This window comes from Pseudomonas sp. B40(2017) (assembly GCF_002112855.1).
Classification (GTDB): domain Bacteria; phylum Pseudomonadota; class Gammaproteobacteria; order Pseudomonadales; family Pseudomonadaceae; genus Aquipseudomonas; species Aquipseudomonas pharyngis.
In genome coordinates this window covers 401,909-421,919 of sequence record NZ_NEIT01000003.1, presented here as the reverse complement: position 1 = coordinate 421,919, position 20,011 = coordinate 401,909, and the positions used below count along the sequence as shown (strand labels likewise).

Sequence of the window (20,011 nt, the reverse complement as noted above, 5' to 3'; positions counted from 1 at the left end):
AAGACACTTTTCAAAAAAATTGTACACAATAAAAACGACATTTTTCCTCCCACCCCCAGCCTCCGCCGATTTTCCGCTGCTCAGGCCTCGAACCATGCATTCATTGAACCTCTGATCCATTAGCTGACTGATCAGGCAGATTTCTTGCAGGCTCTCGCCTTTATCAGCAAAAGAGGACGGCCGGTGAAAAATGCGAAAATTCAGGCTTACAAATTGAGAATAAAGTTGTATACAATCAGCCCATCGCTGTGACGCCAGCTGCCATCCCATCTTCAAGGCGCCACACAATCTGTCAACGAATAAGAAGGAAGACTGCAGTGAGCGCTGACTACCCACGCGACCTGATCGGTTACGGCAGTAACCCTCCTCACCCACACTGGCCGGGCAATGCCCGGATCGCCCTGTCCTTCGTACTCAATTACGAAGAAGGTGGCGAGCGCAACATCCTGCATGGCGACAAAGAATCGGAAGCCTTCCTCTCGGAAATGGTCGCGGCCCAGCCTCTGCAAGGCGCGCGCAACATGAGCATGGAATCGCTTTACGAGTATGGCAGCCGTGCCGGCGTCTGGCGGATCCTGAAACTGTTCAAGGAATTCGACATTCCGCTGACCATCTTCGCCGTGGCCATGGCCGCCCAGCGTCACCCGGATGTGATCCGCGCGATGGTCGCGGCCGGTCACGAGATCTGCAGCCACGGCTACCGCTGGATCGACTACCAGTACATGGACGAGGCGCAGGAACGCGAGCACATGCTCGAAGCGATCCGCATCCTGACCGAACTCACCGGCGAGCGCCCACTGGGCTGGTACACCGGTCGCACCGGCCCCAACACTCGTCGTCTGGTGATGGAAGAAGGCGGTTTCCTCTACGACTGCGACACCTACGACGACGACCTGCCCTACTGGGAACCGAACAACCCGACCGGCAAGCCGCACCTGGTGATCCCGTACACCCTGGACACCAACGACATGCGCTTCACCCAGGTCCAGGGTTTCAACAAGGGCGACGATTTCTTCGAATACCTCAAGGATGCGTTCGACGTGCTTTATGCCGAAGGCGCCGAAGCGCCGAAGATGCTGTCGATCGGTCTGCACTGCCGTCTGATCGGCCGTCCGGCGCGTCTGGCTTCGCTAAAGCGCTTTATCGAATACGCTAAAAGTCATGAACAGGTGTGGTTCAGCCGCCGCGTCGACATCGCGCGCCACTGGCACGAAACCCACCCGTACCAAGGGGCTGCCAAATGAGCACCTTTCAAACCCTGAAACCGTCGACCCTGAGCCGCGACGCCTTCGTCAAAGCCTTCGCCGACATCTACGAACATTCGCCATGGGTGGCCGAGAAGGCCTTCGACCTGGGCCAGGACGCGTCGATCGACCAGATCGAAACCCTGCACCAGCGCATGAGCGACATCCTGTTGAGCGCCGATCACGCCAGCCAGCTGGCACTGATCAACGCTCACCCGGACCTGGCCGGCAAAGCTGCCGTCCAGGGCGAGTTGACCGAAGCCAGCACCCATGAACAGGCTGGCGCCGGTATTCACCAATGCACGGCCGAAGAGTTCCAGCGCTTCACCGAGCTGAACGACGCCTACAAAGCCAAGTTCAAGTTTCCCTTCATCATGGCGGTAAAAGGCAGCAACCGGCATCAGATCCTCGCGGCGTTCGAAACGCGCATTCACAACCCGGTCGACACCGAGTTCAAATGCGCGCTGGCGGAGATCAACAAGATCGCCCTGTTCCGATTACTGACTCTCTAGCAAGCCTGGCCCGAGAAACCTCTAGAACGCTTGCGTTTCCCAGGGCCTTGCAAGCATCCCCAGCCACTTATTTAAAGGCAGACAAGAAGAATGAAAGCTTACGCCGTACCTTTCGAGAAGTTCGTCAACCTGGCCGATGCCCGTCTGGGCACCAAAATCATCTCGGTCACCGATGACTGGTTCGCAGACGCCAATCGTCTGTTTCAGCCGACCCCGGCCGTGTGGAAGGAGGGCGTGTTCGATGACAACGGCAAGTGGATGGACGGCTGGGAGTCGCGCCGCAAGCGCTTCGAAGGCTACGACAGCGCGGTGATCCGCCTGGGCGTACCGGGTTCGATCAAAGGCGTGGACATCGACACTTCATTCTTCACCGGCAACTTCCCGCCATCGGCCTCGCTGGAAGCGTGCTTCCTGGCGTCGGGCGAGCCGGACGAAAACACCCAGTGGACTGAAGTGCTGTCGGCCGTCGAACTGCAAGGCAACAGCCACCACTACCACGAAATCAGCAACGACAAGGCGTTCAGCCACCTGCGCTTCAACATCTACCCGGATGGCGGCGTGGCCCGTCTGCGCGTATACGGCATTCCGTTCCGCGACTGGTCCGCTGTTGGCGACAACGAGCAAGTCGACCTCGCCGCAGCCCTCAACGGTGGCCGCGCCCTCGCCTGCTCCGACGAACACTTCGGCCGCATGAGCAACATCCTCAATCCGGGCCGTGGCATCAACATGGGCGACGGCTGGGAAACCGCACGTCGTCGTACCCCGGGCAATGACTGGGTGATCGTCGCACTGGGTCACCCGGGCGAGATCGAAAAAATCATCGTCGACACCCTGCACTTCAAGGGCAACTACCCGGACACCTGCTCGATCCAGGGCGCGTTCGTCAAGGGCGGCACCGACAGCCAGATCGAAACCCAGTCGCTGTTCTGGCGTGAACTGCTGCCAAGCCAGAAGCTGGAAATGCACGCCGAACACACCTTCGTCGAGCAGATCAAGGCACTGGGCCCGATCACCCACATCCGTCTGAACGTGTTCCCGGATGGTGGTGTGAGCCGCCTGCGCGTACTGGGCAAGGTCGCTAAATAAGCGCTGAACCCGATCGCCAGCAGGCTGGCTCCCACAAGGGAATGTATTCCAGATGTGGGAGCTGGCCTGCCAGCGATAGCAACAGAACCAACAACACAGAATTCGGATAAGAAGAACAGCATGCGCACACTGACGATTGAACCGCTGACCAAAGAAGCCTTCGCCCCTTTCGGTGACGTGATCGAAACCGACGGCAGCGATCACTTCATGATCAACAACGGTTCGACCATGCGCTTCCACAAACTGGCGACGGTCGAAACCGCGACGCCTGAGGACAACGCGATCATCAGCATCTTCCGCGCCGACGCGCAGGACATGCCGCTGACCGTCAGCATGCTGGAACGCCATCCGCTGGGCAGCCAGGCTTTCATTCCGCTGCTCGGCAACCCCTTTCTGATCGTGGTCGCGCCACTTGGCGATGTACCTGTATCAGGCTTGGTCCGCGCCTTCGTCACCAACGGCAGGCAGGGCATCAATTACCATCGCGGCGTCTGGCACCACCCGGTGCTGACGATCGAAAAGCGGGATGACTTCCTGGTGGTTGATCGCAGTGGCAAAGGCAATAACTGCGATGAGCATTTTTTCAAAGAGGATGAGCGTTTGATCCTCGCCCCCCACCAATAAGAGAAGGTCTGATCACTCGACAACAAGAGTGACAGGCGAGAGGTAAAGACTGTGGAAGCACATCTGTTGGAATGGCTGAACCTGAGCGTGCGCTGGGTTCACATGATCACTGGCGTGGCCTGGATCGGCGCGTCGTTCTACTTCGTCTGGCTGGAGAACAACCTCAACCGCGTCAACCCGAAAACCGGTCTGGCCGGTGATCTGTGGGCGATCCACGGCGGCGGTATCTATCACCTGGAAAAATACAAACTGGCCCCTCCGTCGATGCCGGAGAACCTGCACTGGTTCAAATGGGAAGCCTACTTCACCTGGATGTCGGGGATCGCGCTGCTGTGCGTGGTGTTCTACTCCAACCCCGTGCTCTACCTCGTGGCACCCGGCAGCGGCCTGACCGGCCCTGAAGGCGTGGCCATCGGCATCGGTTCGCTGATCGCCGGCTGGTTCATCTACGACTTCCTCTGCGACTCGCCTCTGGGCAAGAAACCGGCCCTGCTCGGCTTCATCCTGTTCGTGCTGATCATCGGCGCGGCGTATGGCTTCAGCAAGGTATTCAGCGGTCGCGGTGCCTACCTGCACGTCGGCGCGATCATCGGCACCATCATGGTCGGCAACGTGTTCCGCATCATCATGCCGGCCCAGCGCGCACTGGTCGCCGCGATCGCCGAGAACCGCACGCCGGATCCGGCGCTGCCGGCCAAAGGCCTGCTGCGTTCGCGTCACAACAACTACTTCACCCTGCCGGTGCTGTTCATCATGATCAGCAACCACTTCCCGAGCACCTACGGCAGCCAGTACAACTGGCTGATCCTGGCCGGGATCGCCGTGCTGGCGGTGTTGGTGCGTCACTACTTCAACACCCGTCACGACAGCCACAAGTTTGCCTGGACCCTGCCAGTGGCAGCGGTGGGCATGATCAGTCTGGCGTACGTCACCGGCCCGGCGCCGATGTCGACCGCTCCGGACGTGGCCAAGGCCCCTGCGAAAATCGAGTACCAGCCACTGCCGGAAACGGCGCTGGGTGGTGGCGCGAAACCGGCTGACGCGGCACAACCGGCAGCCCCTGCCGCTCCTGCTGCCGCTCCGGCGCAGGCGTCCAATGCCGGCCCGGGTTTCGACAAGGTGCACTCGGTGATCCAGGAACGCTGCGCGGTCTGCCACTCGGCCAAACCGACCAGCCCGCTGTTCAGCGCTGCACCGGCCGGTGTGATGTTCGACACCCCCGAGCAGATCCGCCAGAACGCGGCACGGATCCAGGCGCAAGCCATCACCACGCAGATCATGCCACTGGGCAACATCACGCAGATGACCCAGCAGGAACGTGATCTGATCGGTGCATGGATCGCCCAGGGAGCCCAGACCAACTAAGCAACAAAGCTTCGCGAGCAGGCTCGCTCCCACAGAGATCACGCATTTCCTGTGCGAGCGAGCCTGCTCGCGAATCGCCTTAGCGCGGTTTTACCTGATGCAAAGAAACAGCTGTGAGCAACCCGGCAGCTGTTCAATCACAAGAATAAAAAAGATCCGAGGTGTTGCATGTCCGAGCTGTCCAAAGCGCGCATCCCCGACGCACCCGCCATTCAGCGTTTGCCCCTTTTGCAACTGATCCTGGTCGGTCTGCAACATGTTCTGCTGATGTACGGCGGCGCCATCGCGGTACCGCTGATCATCGGACAGGCCGCTGGCCTGAGTCGTGAAGAAATCGCCTTCCTGATCAACGCCGACCTGCTGGTCGCCGGCATTGCCACCATCGTGCAGTCCTTGGGCATCGGCCCGATGGGCATTCGCATGCCGGTGATGATGGGCGCCAGTTTCGCCGCCGTCGGCAGCATGGTCGCCATGGCCGGCATGCCGGGCATCGGTCTGCAGGGGATTTTCGGCGCGACCATCGCCGCCGGTTTTTTCGGCATGCTCATCGCGCCGTTCATGTCCAGAGTCGTGCGCTTCTTCCCTCCTCTGGTGACTGGCACGGTCATCACCTCGATCGGTCTGTCGCTGTTTCCCGTGGCCGTGAACTGGGCCGGTGGCGGCGCCGCCGCTGCGCAATTCGGTTCACCGATTTACCTGGCCATCGCCGCACTGGTGCTGGCCACCATTCTGTTGATCCACCGCTTCATGCGCGGTTTCTGGGTCAATATTTCCGTGCTGATCGGCATGTGCCTGGGCTACGTGCTCTGCGGCGCCATCGGCATGGTCGACCTGAGCGGCATGGCCAACGCGCCGTGGGTTCAGTTCGTCACCCCGCTGCATTTCGGCATGCCGAAATTCGAACTGGCACCGATCCTGTCGATGTGTCTGGTGGTGGTGATCATCTTCGTCGAGTCCACCGGGATGTTTCTGGCGCTGGGCAAGATCACCGGCCAGGAAGTCTGCCCGCGCATGCTGCGTCGCGGCCTGCTGTGTGATGCCGGCGCGTCGTTCTTCGCCGGTTTCTTCAACACCTTCACCCACTCCTCCTTCGCGCAGAACATCGGCCTGGTGCAGATGACCGGCGTGCGCTGCCGCTCGGTGACCATCGTCGCCGGCGGTCTGCTGATCGTCCTGAGCCTGCTGCCGAAAGCGGCGTTCCTGGTGGCGTCGATTCCACCGGCGGTGCTCGGTGGCGCGGCGATTGCGATGTTCGGCATGGTCGCGGCCACCGGCATCAAGATTCTGCAAGAGGCCGACATCGGCGACCGTCGCAACCAATTGCTGGTAGCCGTGAGCATCGGCATGGGCCTGATCCCGGTGGTGCGTCCGGAATTCTTCGCCCACTTGCCATTGTGGATGAGCCCGATCACCCACAGCGGGATCGCCATGGCCACCCTCAGCGCGCTGACGCTGAACCTGTTGTTCAACATCCTCGGCGGCACCGAACGCGCCGCGATCAACGACTGCCACGCACACCCGCACTGATCCGAAGAGTAAAAAAAGGGGGCTCGCCCAAGCCTGCCCCCTCGCGACAGCTTTGCCTCAAACAATAAAAACAAGAGGGAGCAACAGATGATCCGGACTCAAACCAACGTGTTGTTGGGTGGCGGCCTGCTGGCCGCCTCGCAAGCCATGGCCGGCGATTTACTGCTATGGCAGACCAACAGCCTGAGCTACCTGTACGGCAAGAACTTCGCGATCAACCCGTCGATCCAGCAGACGGTGACGTTCGAGCACGCCGACAAGTGGAAGTACGGCGACAACTTCCTGTTCGTCGACAAGATCTTCTACAACGGCCAGGAAGACCGCAACAAAGGGCCCCACGCGTTCTATGGCGAATTCAGCCCGCGCCTGTCGTTCGGCAAGATCTTCGACAGGAAGCTGGAGTTCGGCCCGATCAAGGACGTACTGCTGGCCATGACCTACGAGTACGGCGAAGGCGACAGCGAGGCCTACCTGATCGGCCCCGGCTTCGACCTCAAGGTGCCGGGCTTCAACTATTTCACCCTGAACTTCTACCGCCGCCAGACCGAAGGCCCGCGCCCCGGCGATGGCGTCTGGCAGATCACTCCCGGCTGGTCCTACAGCATTCCCGTGGGCAATTCCGACCTGTTGATCGACGGCTATCTGGACTGGGTGGTCGACAACGATCAGAACTCGCGCGGCACCTATCACGCCAACCTGCACATCAACCCGCAGATCAAATACGACCTGGGCAAAGCCCTCGGCTGGGGTGAAAAGCAGGTGTACGTCGGCACCGAATACAGCTACTGGAAAAACAAATACGGGGTCGAAAACACCCACAGTTTCGACACCAACCAGAACACCGCCAGCCTGCTGGTCAAGGTGCACTTCTAAGATGACCCGCAACCGTGCCCCGTACCTGTCGTCGGTGCTCTGTTGCGGGGCACTTGAGGCCTGGCCGTTGAGTCAGTATTCTCCGCGGCCTCCTGAATTCGGTCTAAAAAAAAGCCCGAATTTAATTTCTGACCGAAAAGCCAACTTATCCAGGCTTCGGTCAGTACCGAGGCATCCCGAAAACACGCTCAATCGACTGTTTTTCAGCAGCCGACGGGCGTTTTTTTGCTTTTCGAAAAGCCTTGGCTCAGCTCTTGCTAACAGCATGAAAGCTGACCGGATGGATGATTTTTTGCTGCAACGAAAAAAGGCGCCACACCAGAGCGCCGACTCAAAAAAATAAACGTGGAACACCTACTTTGGGAGCAACCGAATGAAACGTATGTGCACCAGCCTGATGCTTGCGGGATCGCTGCTGGCAGGGGGTCAGGCCATGGCCGACGGCCTGCTGCAATGGCAGAACAACAGCCTGACCTACCTCTATGGCAAGGATTTCCAGGTCAACCCGCGCATTCAGCAGACCGTCACCTTCGAACACGCCGATGCCTGGAAGTACGGCGACAACTTCGTGTTCGTCGACAAGATCTTCTACAACGGCAAGGATGACGGCGGTGTGGGTTCGAACACCTACTACGGCGAAATCAGCCCGCGTCTGTCGTTCGGCAAGATCTTCGATCAGAAACTGGCTTTCGGTCCGGTCACCGACATACTGCTGGCCATGACCTACGAATTCGGTGAAGGCGATACCGAGTCGTACCTGATCGGTCCAGGCTTTGACCTGGCGATCCCGGGCTTCGACTACTTCCAGCTGAACTTCTACCAGCGCCACACCGAAGGCTCCCGCGCCGGTGACAACGTCTGGCAGATCACCCCGGTCTGGTCCTACACGATTCCGGTCGGCGACTCGAACATCCTGATCGACGGCTTCATGGACTGGGTGGTCGACAACGACTCCAACTCCAAAGGCGATTACCACGCCAACCTGCACTTCAACCCACAGGTCAAATACGACCTAGGCAAGGCGCTGAGCATTGGCGAGAAGCAGCTGTATGTGGGTGTCGAGTACGACTACTGGTCGGACAAGTACGGGATCAAGGACAGCCAGTACTTCAAGACCGATCAGAGCACCACGAGCTTCCTGGTGAAGTTCCACTTCTGATCCTGGTGTCAGTGGCGTCTGAAAGGACGCCTTCGCGAGCAAGCCCGCTCCCACACTGGTTTTGTGTCGTTCACAAAACCAGTGTGGGAGCGGGCTTGCTCGCGAATGGCGGCACCACAAATCTCAAGCGGGAGCCACCGCCTCGCCAATCCCGAGAAACCGGCACAGCTCATCGCGCTTGGCCAAGGCATCGCGCCGCCCCAGGTCGATCAATTCGCTGCAATACCCCGCCTCGAACAGCAAGTAACTCAACACCCCTGCCCCGCTCGTTTTGGTCGCTCCCGGCCCACGCAAGAACAGCCGCAACGCCGCCGGCAATTCCTGACGATGCCGCGCCGCGATTTCATCGATCGGCTGACTTGGTGAAATCACCAACACTTCCACCGGCGCCACACCCAGAGCGCGGGTCGGTGTGCCTTCGGGCATCAGATGACTGAACTGGTTCAGACGCTGAAGCAGCTCAATGTCGCTTTCCAGGCTATCAATGAAGGTGCTGTTGAGCATGTGCCCGCCGATCTGCGCCAGCGTCGGCTGCTGCCCGGTATAGGCGCGCTCCAGCGGTTGCGCCGGATCGAAACCGCGCGGGTTGCCGCTGACACCCACCACCAGCACCCGGCTCGCGCCCAGGTGCAGCGCCGGGCTGATCGGTGCCGATTGCCGCACCGCGCCATCACCGAAATATTCATCGCCGATCTTCACCGGCGCGAACAACAGCGGGATCGCCGAACTGGCCAGCAAGTGCTCCACCGACAACTGCGTCGGTACGCCGATGCGCCGATGACGCAGCCAGGAGTCGATGGTGCCGCCGCCCTGGTAGAAGGTCACGGCTTGCCCGGACTCGTAGCCGAACGCCGTCACTGCCACCGCGTGCAATTGCTTGCGCGCGATGGACTCGGCGATGCCGGGCAGGTGCAGTTTTTCGTTGAGAAGATGACGCAGCGGCGAGCTGTCGAGCAGCGCCACCGGCAGTTGCCGGCCCATGCCCAACAGGCTGTGGCTGACGAAACGACTGGCCTGGCGGATCACCCCTGGCCAGTCGCTGCGCAACACGCGATGGCTGCGAAAGCCTTGCCAGAACAGCGTCAGGCGTTCGATGGCGGCGCGAAAATCCGTAGCGCCACTGGCCAGGCTGACCGCGTTGATCGCCCCGGCGGAGGTGCCGACAATCACCGGAAACGGATTGTCCGCCCCCAGCGGCAACAATTCGGCAATCGCCGCCAGCACCCCCACCTGATACGCCGCCCGAGCCCCGCCGCCGGAAAGAATCAAACCTGTGACCGGTTCAGCTGGGCTCATCGCAACGCTCCGTGGTGCTTGTGGGGATGGGTCGAATCAACCGCGTTTGGCGTACAGCTTCGGCTCGCCCGGTGGCCGGCTCTTGAATCGCCGGTGTGCCCACAGGTATTGCTCGGGGCACTCACGCAACACGCCTTCGACCCACTGATTGATGCGGATGCAATCTTCTTCTTCGGTCTCGCCCGGGAAACCTTCCAGCGGCGGATGGATCACCAGACGATAACCGCTGCCGTCCGCCAGACGTTCCTGGGTGAACGGCACCACCAGTGCCTTGCCCAACCGGGCGAACTTGCTGGTGGCGGTGACGGTCGCGGCCTGAATACCAAACAGCGGCACGAAGATGCTCTGCTTGGCGCCGTAATCCTGATCCGGCGCGTACCAGATCGCCCGACCCGCGCGCAGCAGTTTGAGCATGCCGCGCACGTCGTCACGTTCCACCGCCAGCGAATCAAGATTGTGCCGCTCGCGGCCCTGACGCTGGACGAAGTCGAACAGCGGGTTCTTGTGTTCGCGGTACATGCCGTCGATGGTGTGTTGCTGGCCGAGCAGCGCCGCGCCGATTTCCAGGGTGGTGAAATGCACCGCCATCAGAATCACGCCCTTGCCTTCGCGCTGGGCCTTTTGCAAATGCTCCAGGCCTTCGACGTGGGCCAGTTTCGCCAGACGCTGACGCGACCACCACCAGCTCATCGCCATTTCAAAGAAGGCGATGCCGGTGGAGGCGAAGTTTTCCTTGAGCAGTCGCTTGCGCTCGGCGGCGGATTTTTCCGGGAAACACAGTTCCAGATTGCGCTTGGCGATGCGCCGCCGGTCGCCGGCGAAGCGATACATCAGGGCACCAAGAAAACGACCGATGGCCAGCAACGCCGGATACGGCAGTTGCACGGTCAGCCACAACAGCCCGAGGCCGCACCAGAGCGGCCAGAAGCGTGGGGCAAGAAATGCTTTTCGAAAACGCGGGCGATCCATTAAAGCTTCCGTAAATACAGTGGCCGCGCATTCTACATCGTTCGACCCGGCTTGCGGCCTGCGGGCGTTCTCGTTATAAGTCTCGGCACTTTTAGTGACAAGCCGTTGTATGCCGACATGAGCCAAACCGAACCGAAAGACCAAGATCCCGTGTTCCAGCTGAAGGGCAGCATGCTCGCCATTACGGTGCTGGAGCTGTCCCGCAACGACCTGGACAGCCTCGATCGGCAATTGGCCGCCAAAGTCGCCCAGGCACCGAATTTCTTCAGCAACGCGCCGCTGGTTCTGGCGCTGGACAAACTGCCGCCAAGCGAAGGCGCCGTCGACCTGCCGGGCCTGATGCGCGTGTGCCGTCAGCACGGCCTGCGTACCCTGGCGATCCGCGCCAGCCGCATCGAAGACATCGCTGCCGCCATCGCCATCGACATCCCGGTGCTGCCGCCGTCCGGCGCCCGCGAACGACCGCTGGAAGCAGCCGAACCCGTCGCCCCGAAGAAGCCGGAAAAGCCGTCGGAGCCGGCCGTCAAACCGACCCGCGTCATCACCACGCCAGTACGTGGTGGCCAACAGATATATGCGCAAGGTGGCGATCTGGTGGTGGTTTCCTCGGTCAGCCCGGGGGCGGAACTTCTCGCCGATGGCAACATCCATGTATACGGCCCGATGCGCGGTCGTGCGCTGGCTGGGGTCAAGGGCGACACCAAGGCGCGGATTTTCTGTCAGCAATTGAGCGCTGAACTGATCTCCATCGCAGGCCATTACAAGGTTTCCGAGGACCTGCGTCGCGATCCGATGTGGGGTTCGGGCGTACAGGTCAGCCTGTCGGGCGACGTGTTGAACATCATTCGGCTTTAACGGATACTGCCGCATTTTCCAAGCATCTCTAAAACGTAGCGAAAACGGCTCAAACGAAGTAGGAAAAAGGCCAAAAGCCGAATTCCAGCCAAGGCTGTCCGACTGCAGTAGTTTTCTAGAGATGTTTTTCAGGGGCTGAACAGTCCTTCTTCCTTAGGGGTGAAACACCTTGGCCAAGATTCTCGTGGTTACATCCGGCAAGGGTGGTGTGGGTAAGACCACCACCAGCGCCGCTATCGGTACCGGCCTCGCTCTGCGCGGCCACAAAACAGTGATCGTCGACTTCGACGTGGGCTTGCGTAACCTCGACCTGATCATGGGTTGCGAACGCCGCGTGGTGTATGACTTCGTCAACGTCGTCAACGGCGAAGCCAACCTGCAACAGGCCCTGATCAAAGACAAGCGCCTGGAAAACCTCTATGTACTGGCCGCCAGCCAGACCCGCGACAAAGACGCGCTGACCGTCGAAGGCGTGGAAAAAGTCCTGATGGAGCTCAAGGAACAATTCGACTTCGTCGTCTGCGACTCCCCGGCGGGTATCGAGAAAGGCGCGCACCTGGCCATGTACTTCGCTGACGAAGCGATCGTCGTGACCAACCCGGAAGTCTCCTCGGTACGTGACTCCGACCGCATGCTCGGCCTGCTGGCCAGCAAGTCCCGTCGCGCCGAACGCGGCGAAGAGCCGATCCAGGAACACCTGCTGATCACCCGCTACCACCCGGAGCGCGTCGAAAAAGGCGAAATGCTCGGCGTCGAAGACGTCAAGGAAATCCTCGCCGTACGCCTGCTGGGCGTCATCCCGGAATCCCAGGCCGTGCTCAAGGCCTCCAACCAGGGCGTACCTGTGATCCTCGATGATCAAAGCGACGCCGGCCAGGCCTACAGCGATACCGTTGATCGCCTGCTGGGCAAGGAAAAAGAACACCGGTTCCTGAATGTCGAGAAGAAGGGATTCTTCGAGCGTCTGTTTGGAGGTAGGTAATGAACCTTTTTGACTTCTTTCGTGCCAACAAAAAGCCAAGTACCGCCTCGGTCGCGAAAGAGCGTCTACAGATCATCGTGGCGCATGAACGCGGCCAGCGCAGCACCCCGGACTACCTGCCCTCCTTGCAGAAGGAACTGGTGGAAGTGATCCGCAAGTACGTCAACATCGGCAACGACGACGTGCACGTGGCACTGGAAAGCCAGGGCAGCTGCTCGATTCTGGAACTCAACATCACCCTGCCAGACCGCTGAGTCGATCCGGCAGGAACGACGGCGGCTCAGGGCCCTTCCGACACCGGAGGGGCCCTGAGCCGCCGTTGGCATTTGTTACGAGGCTGTTTTAATGCCGTTGTCCAACGTCCAAATCATTCATCAGGACGCCGCCGTTCTGGTGGTGAACAAACCGACCCTGTTGCTCTCCGTCCCCGGCCGGGCCGATGACAACAAGGACTGCCTGATCACCCGTCTGCAGGAAAACGGCTACCCGGAAGCACGCATCGTCCATCGCCTGGACTGGGAAACCTCGGGGATCATTCTGCTGGCCCGCGACGCCGACACCCACCGCGAACTGTCGCGCCAGTTTCATGATCGTGAAACAGAGAAAGCCTACACTGCGCTCTGCTGGGGTCAGCCGGAACTGGACAGCGGCAGCATCGATCTGCCGTTGCGCTACGACCCGCCGACCAAACCGCGCCACGTGGTCGATCACGAACACGGCAAGCACGCCCTGACCTTCTGGCGTGTGCTGGAACGCTGCGGCGACTGGTGCCGCGTCGAACTGACACCGATCACCGGCCGTTCGCACCAGTTGCGGGTGCACATGTTGTCCATCGGTCATCCGTTGCTCGGTGATGGCCTTTACGCCCACGAACAAGCCCTGGCCGCCTGGCCGCGTCTGTGCCTGCACGCGAGCATGCTCAGCTTCACCCATCCTCAGTCCGGCGAACGCTTGCGTTTCGAATGCCCGGCACCGTTTTAAGCACTGTCGGACCGACAGCTGCCCGATTTATAGGATTTTGTTCCGGATGAGTTGTACTGATTCCCTGGCAACACCCGTCAAGAAGACCCGTCATCAACTGCTCTACCTGATTTACGGCAATCAGGATGTCTACCGGCGCGAAGCCAAGTTCAGCATCCTGACCGCCCTGTCCCAGGCCAAAAACGGCAAGCGCCCGGCGATCAGAATCCTCACTGACCGGCCGCAGGATTACGAAGGCTGGCCGGTCGACACCGTGCTGCTCGACGAAGCGACCCTGACCCGCTGGCAAGGGCAGAACGGCTATCACCATCGGCGCAAGGCCTGCGCGATCGCCGCCGGCCTGCAACTGGCCGAGAAAACCCTGTTCGTCGACACCGACACCCTGTTCACCAGCCACCCTAGCAGCCTGTTCCAATATATCGAGGCGAATCAGCCAGTGATGGATCGCTTCGAATACGACTGGAAAGACGTCTTCGAGCGACCGGATTACCTGAAGCTCGCTCGCGACCTCAGAGCCCATGGCGTTTGCCCGCAGAACGGTTTCAAGCTCTACAACAGCGGCCTGTGTGGTGTCACCGACCGCGATTCGGCGCTGTTCGAGGAATCGATCCGCCTGATCGATGAATGGACGGCCGACGGATTCGAGATTCACACCATCGAGCAGATCGCCCTGTCCTACGCGATGCGCGAACGGTCGGTGGTGGAAGCGCGCAAACATGTCTATCACTACTTCGCGGAAAAACGCTTCTTCCACGCGATGCAGGCGTTTTTCTTCGCTCAGCACGGCGAGAAATTCAGCCAGCGACTGGTGGACCTGTGCACTGACGTGCCCCGGGTCAAACCCTTTCCGTCCGCCTGGCAGCGCCTGAAGATCAAGTGGAAACTGCGCAACCAGAGCGGCGCCATGCGCAAGGTGGGTCGGGATCTGTTGTATGGCAGCGCCGCGCCGGATCACCCGTACTACAGCGCCTGTCGTCATGAGTGGTGGGAATGCGCCTCGCGGGAGATTCTGCGCTGGGACGAGAGCCGTCAGAAAAAGCTTCTGGAACAGAGTCGCTGGCCAAAACAGCTACCCCGTCCGGACAAGCCTGAAGACGAAAAAGTGATCATGAACTACCTGAAAAAACGCGTGGCCGCCGCTCGTTGACGCGAGCGGCACATGTCATGTCCCAAGCATCAGGCCGATGCGTTAAACTCCCGCCCATTGCTGTCTGGAGCTTCTTATGCGCGAAGAGTTGAACCAAGGCCTGATCGACTTCCTCAAGGCCTCCCCTACCCCGTTCCACGCCACCGCCAGCCTTGTTCAACGCTTGGAGGCCGCCGGTTATGTGCGCCTCGACGAGCGCGAAACCTGGCACACCGAAGCCAATGGTCGTTACTACGTCACCCGTAACGATTCCTCGATTGTCGCGATCAAGATGGGCCGCAATTCGCCGCTGCACGACGGCATCCGTCTGGTCGGCGCCCACACCGACAGCCCGTGCCTGCGGGTCAAGCCACAACCTGAATTGCAGCGCCAGGGCTTCTGGCAGCTCGGCGTCGAAGTCTACGGCGGCGCGCTGCTGGCGCCATGGTTCGACCGCGACCTGTCGCTGGCCGGCCGCGTCACCTTCCGCCGCGACGGCAAGGTTGAAAGCCAGCTGATCGACTTCAAGGCCCCGATCGCGATCATTCCCAACCTCGCGATCCACCTCAATCGTGAAGCCAATCAGGGCTGGGCCATCAACGCCCAGACCGAACTGCCGCCGATTCTCGCGCAGTTCGCCGGTGACGAGCGCGTGGATTTCCGCGCGGTGCTCACCGATCAACTGGCTCGCGAACACGGCCTCAACGCCGACGTGGTGCTGGATTACGAGCTGAGTTTCTACGACACCCAGAGTGCTGCGGTCATCGGCCTGCATGGCGACTTCATCGCCGGCGCGCGCCTGGACAACCTGCTGTCGTGTTACGCCGGCCTGCAAGCCCTGCTGACCGCCGACACTGAAGAAACCTGCGTGCTGGTGTGCAACGACCACGAAGAAGTCGGTTCCTGCTCGGCCTGCGGCGCCGACGGCCCGATGCTGGAACAGACCCTGCGCCGCCTGCTGCCGGAAGGTGAAGAGTTCGTACGCACCATTCAGAAATCCCTGCTGGTCTCGGCCGACAACGCCCACGGCGTACACCCGAACTACGCCGAGAAGCACGACGCCAACCACGGCCCGAAACTCAACGCCGGCCCGGTGATCAAGGTCAACAGCAACCAGCGCTACGCCACCAACAGCGAAACCGCCGGCTTCTTCCGCCATCTGTGCATGGCCGAAGAAGTGCCGGTGCAAAGCTTCGTGGTGCGTAGCGACATGGGCTGCGGCTCGACCATCGGCCCGATCACCGCCAGCCACTTGGGGGTGCGCACCGTCGACATCGGCCTGCCAACGTTCGCCATGCACTCGATCCGCGAACTGTGCGGCAGCCACGACCTGGCTCACCTGGTCAAAGTACTGAGCGCGTTCTACGCCAGTCGCGAACTGCCATAGGAAACAGCCGGGATCGCAGCGTCGCGCTGCGATCCCCGGCCTTTAGAACCGGCTCATTTCTGATACACATCAGCACCGTCCATCGAAAACCCACCTAGACTTGAATAATCACCTTCGACAAGGCTGTCGCCATGATCTCGATGTCTGCGTTTCACTCCATGCTCATTCCCATCCTCGGCGGAATGATTCTGCTGGCCATCGGTTTCAACTTCCGTGACAAGAACGCCGGTGTGTTCGCCATGTGGATCGGCATGCTGATGATCCTGGCCACCGTGGTCTACAAGATCCTTGCCAAACTCAACGAATAAATCCGCGCCCGGCTCGCATTGAATCTGGCGGGCTCGTACACTCGCCCGATCCGCCCCTTGCGAGGTTGACCGCCTAGTGTTTGCTCGTCTTTTTGCCCTGCCCTGCCTCTTTCTCGTTTGCCTGATGACCCTGGTGTCGCCGGCGCCTGCCGACGCCGCCGGTCTGCCGGGATTGCTCACGGGCGCCGGCAAGGCTCAGCCCGAAGCTCAGGAACCGCTCGGCCAGTCTCTGGACGAAGTCATCAAGTCGCTGGAAAACGACAAGCAACGCGCCCAGTTGCTGACTGACCTGAAAAAACTGCGCGACGCCACGAAAAAAGCCCAGGCCACCCCGGAAGAAGGGGTGCTGGGACTGATCGGCGGCACCCTCGCCACTTTCGAAAAACAGTTCTCCGGTGCCGACAGCCCGCTCAATCGCTGGTCCGCCGAATTCGACATGGCCAAGGACGAGCTCAAAGGCCTGATGCTACCGGCCAGCGAATGGCTGCCGATCATCTTCGCCTTCGCCGTGATCCTCGCGGTCTGGAGCCTGCTCGCCGCCGCGCTGATCTGGCTTGGTCATCGGGTACGCATGCGCTTCGGTCTGACCGAAGAACTGCCGCAACATCCCCGAGCCCTCGACATGCTGCGCTTCGCCCTGCGCAAGCTCGGGCCGTGGATGATCGCCCTGGTCATCACCGTGTACATGAGTTACGCGCTGCCATCGTCGCTGGGCAAAAGCCTGGCGATGGTGTTGGCCTATGCGCTGGTGGTCGGCACCTGCTTCTCGGCCATCTGCGTGATTGCCTTTTCCGTACTCGACGGCCCGCACCGCCACCGGGCGCTGTACATCCTGCGTCACCAGGCCTTCCGCCCGTTGTGGCTGATCGGCAGCTTCGCCGCGTTCGGGGAAGCCCTGAGCGATCCGCGACTGATAGCCGGCCTCGGCGTGCACCTGGCCCACACCGCCGCCACCGTCGCCAACGTCCTCGCGGCACTGTCGACCGGTCTGTTCATCCTGCGTTTCCGCCGGCCGATCGCCCACCTGATCCGCAACCAGCCACTGTCCCGCCGCCTGACCCGCCGCGCCCTCAGCGACACCATCGAAATCCTCGGCACCTTCTGGTACGTCCCGGCGCTGGTGCTGGTGGGCATTTCGCTGTTCGCCACCTTCGTCTCCGCTGGCGACACCAGCACCGCCCTGCGCCAGTCGCTGATCTGCACCGTGCTGCTGGTGTTGTGCATGGTCATCAACGGCCTCGTCCGCCGCCATGCCCTCAAGCCTCAACGCGGCCCGAAACGCCACGCGCTGTATTCCGAGCGCCTGAAAAGCTTCTTCTACACCCTCGCCCATTTGCTGGTATGGCTGGCTTTCATCGAACTCGGCCTGCGGGTCTGGGGCATGTCACTGATCGGCTTCACCGAAGGCGAAGGCCACGACGTCAGCGTCAAACTGTTCAGCCTGATCGGCACGCTGATCTTCGCCTGGCTGATCTGGATCCTCAGCGACACCGCCGTGCACCACGCCCTCACCCGCTCCCGCAAAGGCCTGGCCAACGCCCGCGCACAAACCATGATGCCGCTGATCCGTAACGTGCTGTTCGTGGCGATCTTCATCATCGCCCTGATCGTCGCCCTGGCGAACATGGGCATGAACGTCACGCCCCTGCTGGCCGGTGCCGGCGTAATCGGCCTGGCGATCGGCTTCGGCGCCCAGTCACTGGTGGCCGACCTGATCACTGGCCTGTTCATCATCATCGAAGACTCCCTGGCCATCGACGACTACGTCGACGTCGGCGGCCACCTCGGCACCGTCGAAGGCCTGACCATCCGCACCGTACGCCTGCGAGACATCGACGGCATCGTCCACACCATCCCGTTCAGCGAAATCAAAAGCATCAAAAACTACTCCCGCGAATTCGGCTACGCCATCTTCCGCGTGGCCGTGCCGTTCAACATGAGCATCGACGAAGCGATCAAACTGATGCGCGACGTCGGCCAGAAAATGCGCACCGACCCGCTGCAACGACGCAACATCTGGTCACCGCTGGAGTTTCAGGGCGTGGAAAGCTTTGAATCCGGCAACGCGATATTGCGGGCAAGGTTCAAGACCGCACCGATCAAACAATGGGAAGTTTCACGAGCATTCAACCTGTCGCTGAAACGGCATCTGGATGAGGCCGGACTGGATTTGGCGACGCCAAGGATGAATGTGCAAGTGATCACCGCAGGCGGTGGCGGCCAAACTCAAGAATAGATCCGGAGAATCTGACCGACTTCAGGCCGCCATCGCTGGCAAGCCAACTCCCACAGAGAGCAAAAGCAACACATATGCCCTTCCACCACTCAACACAATGAGCGTTAGCTCGAGTACCGCTTTTGACGTGCCGGCCCCATCGGAAGGCTGAGTGGAGGGATTTATCCGGGGGTGGGAGCGCAGCGACCGTGCGGCGAAGCCGCATGCATCGAGAGGAGGTGCAGCGAAGCAAACCGTAGGCGATGCCCCCGGATGAATCCCGGAACGAAGGAACACCGAGCCAAAGCGAGGGGCCGAACGCCGGGGCCCAGCGTTTTGGTTACTTTGGGGCGTTTGCCAAAGTGACTCGCCGTAAGGGCGAAACCGTCAGCGGCAGCACCCGAAGAAACGGATATGTACACAGTCAACCCAAAACCTGGTCGGCCCAGCGGCCGCCAAGGTCAAACAACATCAACCCCAACGTGAATCGCATCATGCCGCCAAAACTCCAGATCACAATCAATCAACCGCCCAAACTGATCATAATTAACCCTAGCAATCCTCAACCCCGGACTCCCCACCGACACCCGTAAAGCCGCCGCCGCATCCACCGACAACGACGTAGGCACAATCTCGAACCGCACCCGCCCATAGTGCAAATCGTAATGCCGCGCATACAGCTCGGTAATCGACTGATTCAAATCAAACTCCAGAATCCCCGGAAAAAACTGCGGATTCAGATAATGCTCCACATACAACACCAGCCGCCCATCGATCCGCCGCGACCGGCAGATCTGAATCACGCTCGACAACGCCGGCAACTGCAACCACGCACAGACCGCCGCTGAAGCCGGCTGCAACCGCGCCGAAATCACCTCGGTCGACGGCACCCGCCCCTGCGCACTGACCATCGCGTGAAAGTGACTGCGCTGCATCAGGTTGTAAGCCAGACGCGGTGGCGACACGAACCAGCCACGCCGCTCCTCGCGATAAATCTGCCCTTGCGCCTCCAGCTGCAACAAGGCTTCGCGTACCGTAATTCGCGTCGTGCCGAACAGCTCACTGAGCTTGCGCTCGGCCGGCAACTTGCTCCCCGCCGCCAGCAACCCATGGTCGAGTTGCTCCTGAAGGATCTGGCCAATCGCTGTCACCGCTTTTGTTGCCTCATCGCGCATCAACGTTACCTATCTGGACTAGACCAGCACTGTTTCGGGGCAAAACCGCACAGCAATCGTGCCGTCCGGTTGTGTTGCAAGCCTAGGCAGTGCAGATGACCGAGAGATGACAAAACTACCGAACGGTCGCCCTGACAACTTGCAATACATCGGCCAAGTCCCTTGCCCACCGGGACTTGGCGGGTGGTCTACGCTTACCGGGCACTCGCTGATACCGGAGATAGAAAAGGCTGGGCGCGCCATCGCCGACATCAAAGTGTCATCGAGCCCCCTTAAATTGGCTCAGGTATTGCTGACCTAGACCAACACAAACCGCAATTGCAGCGT

At 60.6% G+C, this 20,011-nt stretch carries 20 protein-coding genes; 17 read left to right on the top strand and 3 right to left on the bottom strand.

Going from position 1 to position 20,011, the window contains the following annotated elements; all coding sequences use genetic code 11:
• Positions 1–317 precede the first annotated feature (317 nt).
• From puuE to CAF76_RS09370, 9 genes are all read left to right on the top strand, one after another.
• Positions 318–1,244 carry an allantoinase PuuE gene (puuE, locus tag CAF76_RS09405; RefSeq protein ID WP_064594599.1) on the top strand — a complete coding sequence of 309 codons (927 nt, stop codon included), beginning with the start codon at positions 318–320 and terminating at the stop codon, positions 1,242–1,244.
• Entirely contained in the window at positions 1,241–1,756 is a 516-nt protein-coding gene (uraD, locus tag CAF76_RS09400; protein ID WP_039769895.1) for a 2-oxo-4-hydroxy-4-carboxy-5-ureidoimidazoline decarboxylase, read from the top strand. Before puuE ends, uraD begins: the two co-directional genes overlap by 4 nt.
• A gap of 90 nt (positions 1,757–1,846) precedes the next feature.
• Positions 1,847–2,842: an allantoicase gene (gene alc, locus CAF76_RS09395; RefSeq protein WP_007960036.1), complete on the top strand. Its 996-nt coding sequence runs from the start codon at positions 1,847–1,849 to the stop codon at positions 2,840–2,842.
• A gap of 120 nt (positions 2,843–2,962) precedes the next feature.
• The gene (locus CAF76_RS09390) at positions 2,963–3,466 is read left to right on the top strand and encodes an ureidoglycolate lyase (protein ID WP_011333190.1); all 504 of its coding nucleotides are present in this window, start codon (positions 2,963–2,965) and stop codon (positions 3,464–3,466) included.
• Between the two features lie 51 nt (positions 3,467–3,517).
• Entirely contained in the window at positions 3,518–4,831 is a 1,314-nt protein-coding gene (locus CAF76_RS09385) for a urate hydroxylase PuuD (RefSeq protein WP_085649366.1), read from the top strand.
• 168 nt (positions 4,832–4,999) lie between these two features.
• Complete coding sequence (locus tag CAF76_RS09380; protein WP_085649365.1) at positions 5,000–6,358, top strand: nucleobase:cation symporter-2 family protein; 1,359 nt, start codon at positions 5,000–5,002, stop codon at positions 6,356–6,358.
• Positions 6,359–6,445: 87 nt separating this feature from the next.
• Positions 6,446–7,231 (top strand): outer membrane protein OmpK, encoded by a 786-nt coding sequence (locus tag CAF76_RS09375; protein ID WP_085649364.1) that lies wholly within the window; start codon positions 6,446–6,448, stop codon positions 7,229–7,231.
• A 1-nt stretch (position 7,232) separates the two neighbouring features.
• Positions 7,233–7,574 carry a hypothetical protein gene (locus tag CAF76_RS28650; protein WP_129973340.1) on the top strand — a complete coding sequence of 114 codons (342 nt, stop codon included), beginning with the start codon at positions 7,233–7,235 and terminating at the stop codon, positions 7,572–7,574.
• Positions 7,575–7,604: 30 nt separating this feature from the next.
• Positions 7,605–8,390 (top strand): outer membrane protein OmpK, encoded by a 786-nt coding sequence (locus CAF76_RS09370; protein WP_085649363.1) that lies wholly within the window; start codon positions 7,605–7,607, stop codon positions 8,388–8,390.
• Between the two features lie 123 nt (positions 8,391–8,513).
• On the opposite strand, the gene CAF76_RS09365 is transcribed toward CAF76_RS09370, so the two are convergent.
• A complete protein-coding gene (locus CAF76_RS09365; RefSeq protein WP_085649362.1) occupies positions 8,514–9,686 on the bottom strand; it encodes a patatin-like phospholipase family protein in 1,173 nt (390 codons plus the stop codon).
• A gap of 36 nt (positions 9,687–9,722) precedes the next feature.
• Positions 9,723–10,655: a lipid A biosynthesis lauroyl acyltransferase gene (locus tag CAF76_RS09360; RefSeq protein WP_064594584.1), complete on the bottom strand. Its 933-nt coding sequence runs from the start codon at positions 10,653–10,655 to the stop codon at positions 9,723–9,725.
• 117 nt (positions 10,656–10,772) lie between these two features.
• Here CAF76_RS09360 and minC point away from each other — a divergent pair, with 117 nt between their 5' ends.
• The 8 genes from minC (at position 10,773) to CAF76_RS09325 (ending at position 18,530) form a co-directional block, all read left to right on the top strand.
• Positions 10,773–11,510, top strand: coding sequence for a septum site-determining protein MinC (gene minC / locus CAF76_RS09355; RefSeq protein WP_039769884.1), 738 nt, complete (start codon positions 10,773–10,775; stop codon positions 11,508–11,510).
• A gap of 169 nt (positions 11,511–11,679) precedes the next feature.
• Positions 11,680–12,492, top strand: a complete 813-nt coding sequence (minD, locus tag CAF76_RS09350; RefSeq protein WP_039769880.1) for a septum site-determining protein MinD — start codon at positions 11,680–11,682, stop codon at positions 12,490–12,492.
• Entirely contained in the window at positions 12,492–12,746 is a 255-nt protein-coding gene (gene minE / locus CAF76_RS09345) for a cell division topological specificity factor MinE (RefSeq protein WP_007960071.1), read from the top strand. The genes minD and minE overlap by 1 nt, the downstream gene beginning before the upstream one ends.
• 91 nt (positions 12,747–12,837) lie before the next feature.
• Positions 12,838–13,473 carry an RluA family pseudouridine synthase gene (locus CAF76_RS09340; protein ID WP_039769876.1) on the top strand — a complete coding sequence of 212 codons (636 nt, stop codon included), beginning with the start codon at positions 12,838–12,840 and terminating at the stop codon, positions 13,471–13,473.
• A 46-nt stretch (positions 13,474–13,519) separates the two neighbouring features.
• The gene (locus CAF76_RS09335; protein WP_085649361.1) at positions 13,520–14,620 is read left to right on the top strand and encodes a hypothetical protein; all 1,101 of its coding nucleotides are present in this window, start codon (positions 13,520–13,522) and stop codon (positions 14,618–14,620) included.
• A gap of 76 nt (positions 14,621–14,696) precedes the next feature.
• On the top strand, positions 14,697–15,986 hold the full coding sequence (locus tag CAF76_RS09330) for a M18 family aminopeptidase (RefSeq protein WP_085649360.1): 1,290 nt from the start codon (positions 14,697–14,699) through the stop codon (positions 15,984–15,986).
• Between the two features lie 131 nt (positions 15,987–16,117).
• Entirely contained in the window at positions 16,118–16,294 is a 177-nt protein-coding gene (locus CAF76_RS28720; protein WP_165369545.1) for a hypothetical protein, read from the top strand.
• 76 nt (positions 16,295–16,370) lie between these two features.
• Positions 16,371–18,530: a mechanosensitive ion channel family protein gene (locus CAF76_RS09325; protein WP_085613507.1), complete on the top strand. Its 2,160-nt coding sequence runs from the start codon at positions 16,371–16,373 to the stop codon at positions 18,528–18,530.
• Between the two features lie 440 nt (positions 18,531–18,970).
• Here CAF76_RS09325 and CAF76_RS09320 read toward each other — a convergent pair whose 3' ends face one another.
• Positions 18,971–19,684, bottom strand: coding sequence for a UTRA domain-containing protein (locus tag CAF76_RS09320; RefSeq protein ID WP_011333178.1), 714 nt, complete (start codon positions 19,682–19,684; stop codon positions 18,971–18,973).
• Positions 19,685–20,011 lie beyond the last annotated feature (327 nt).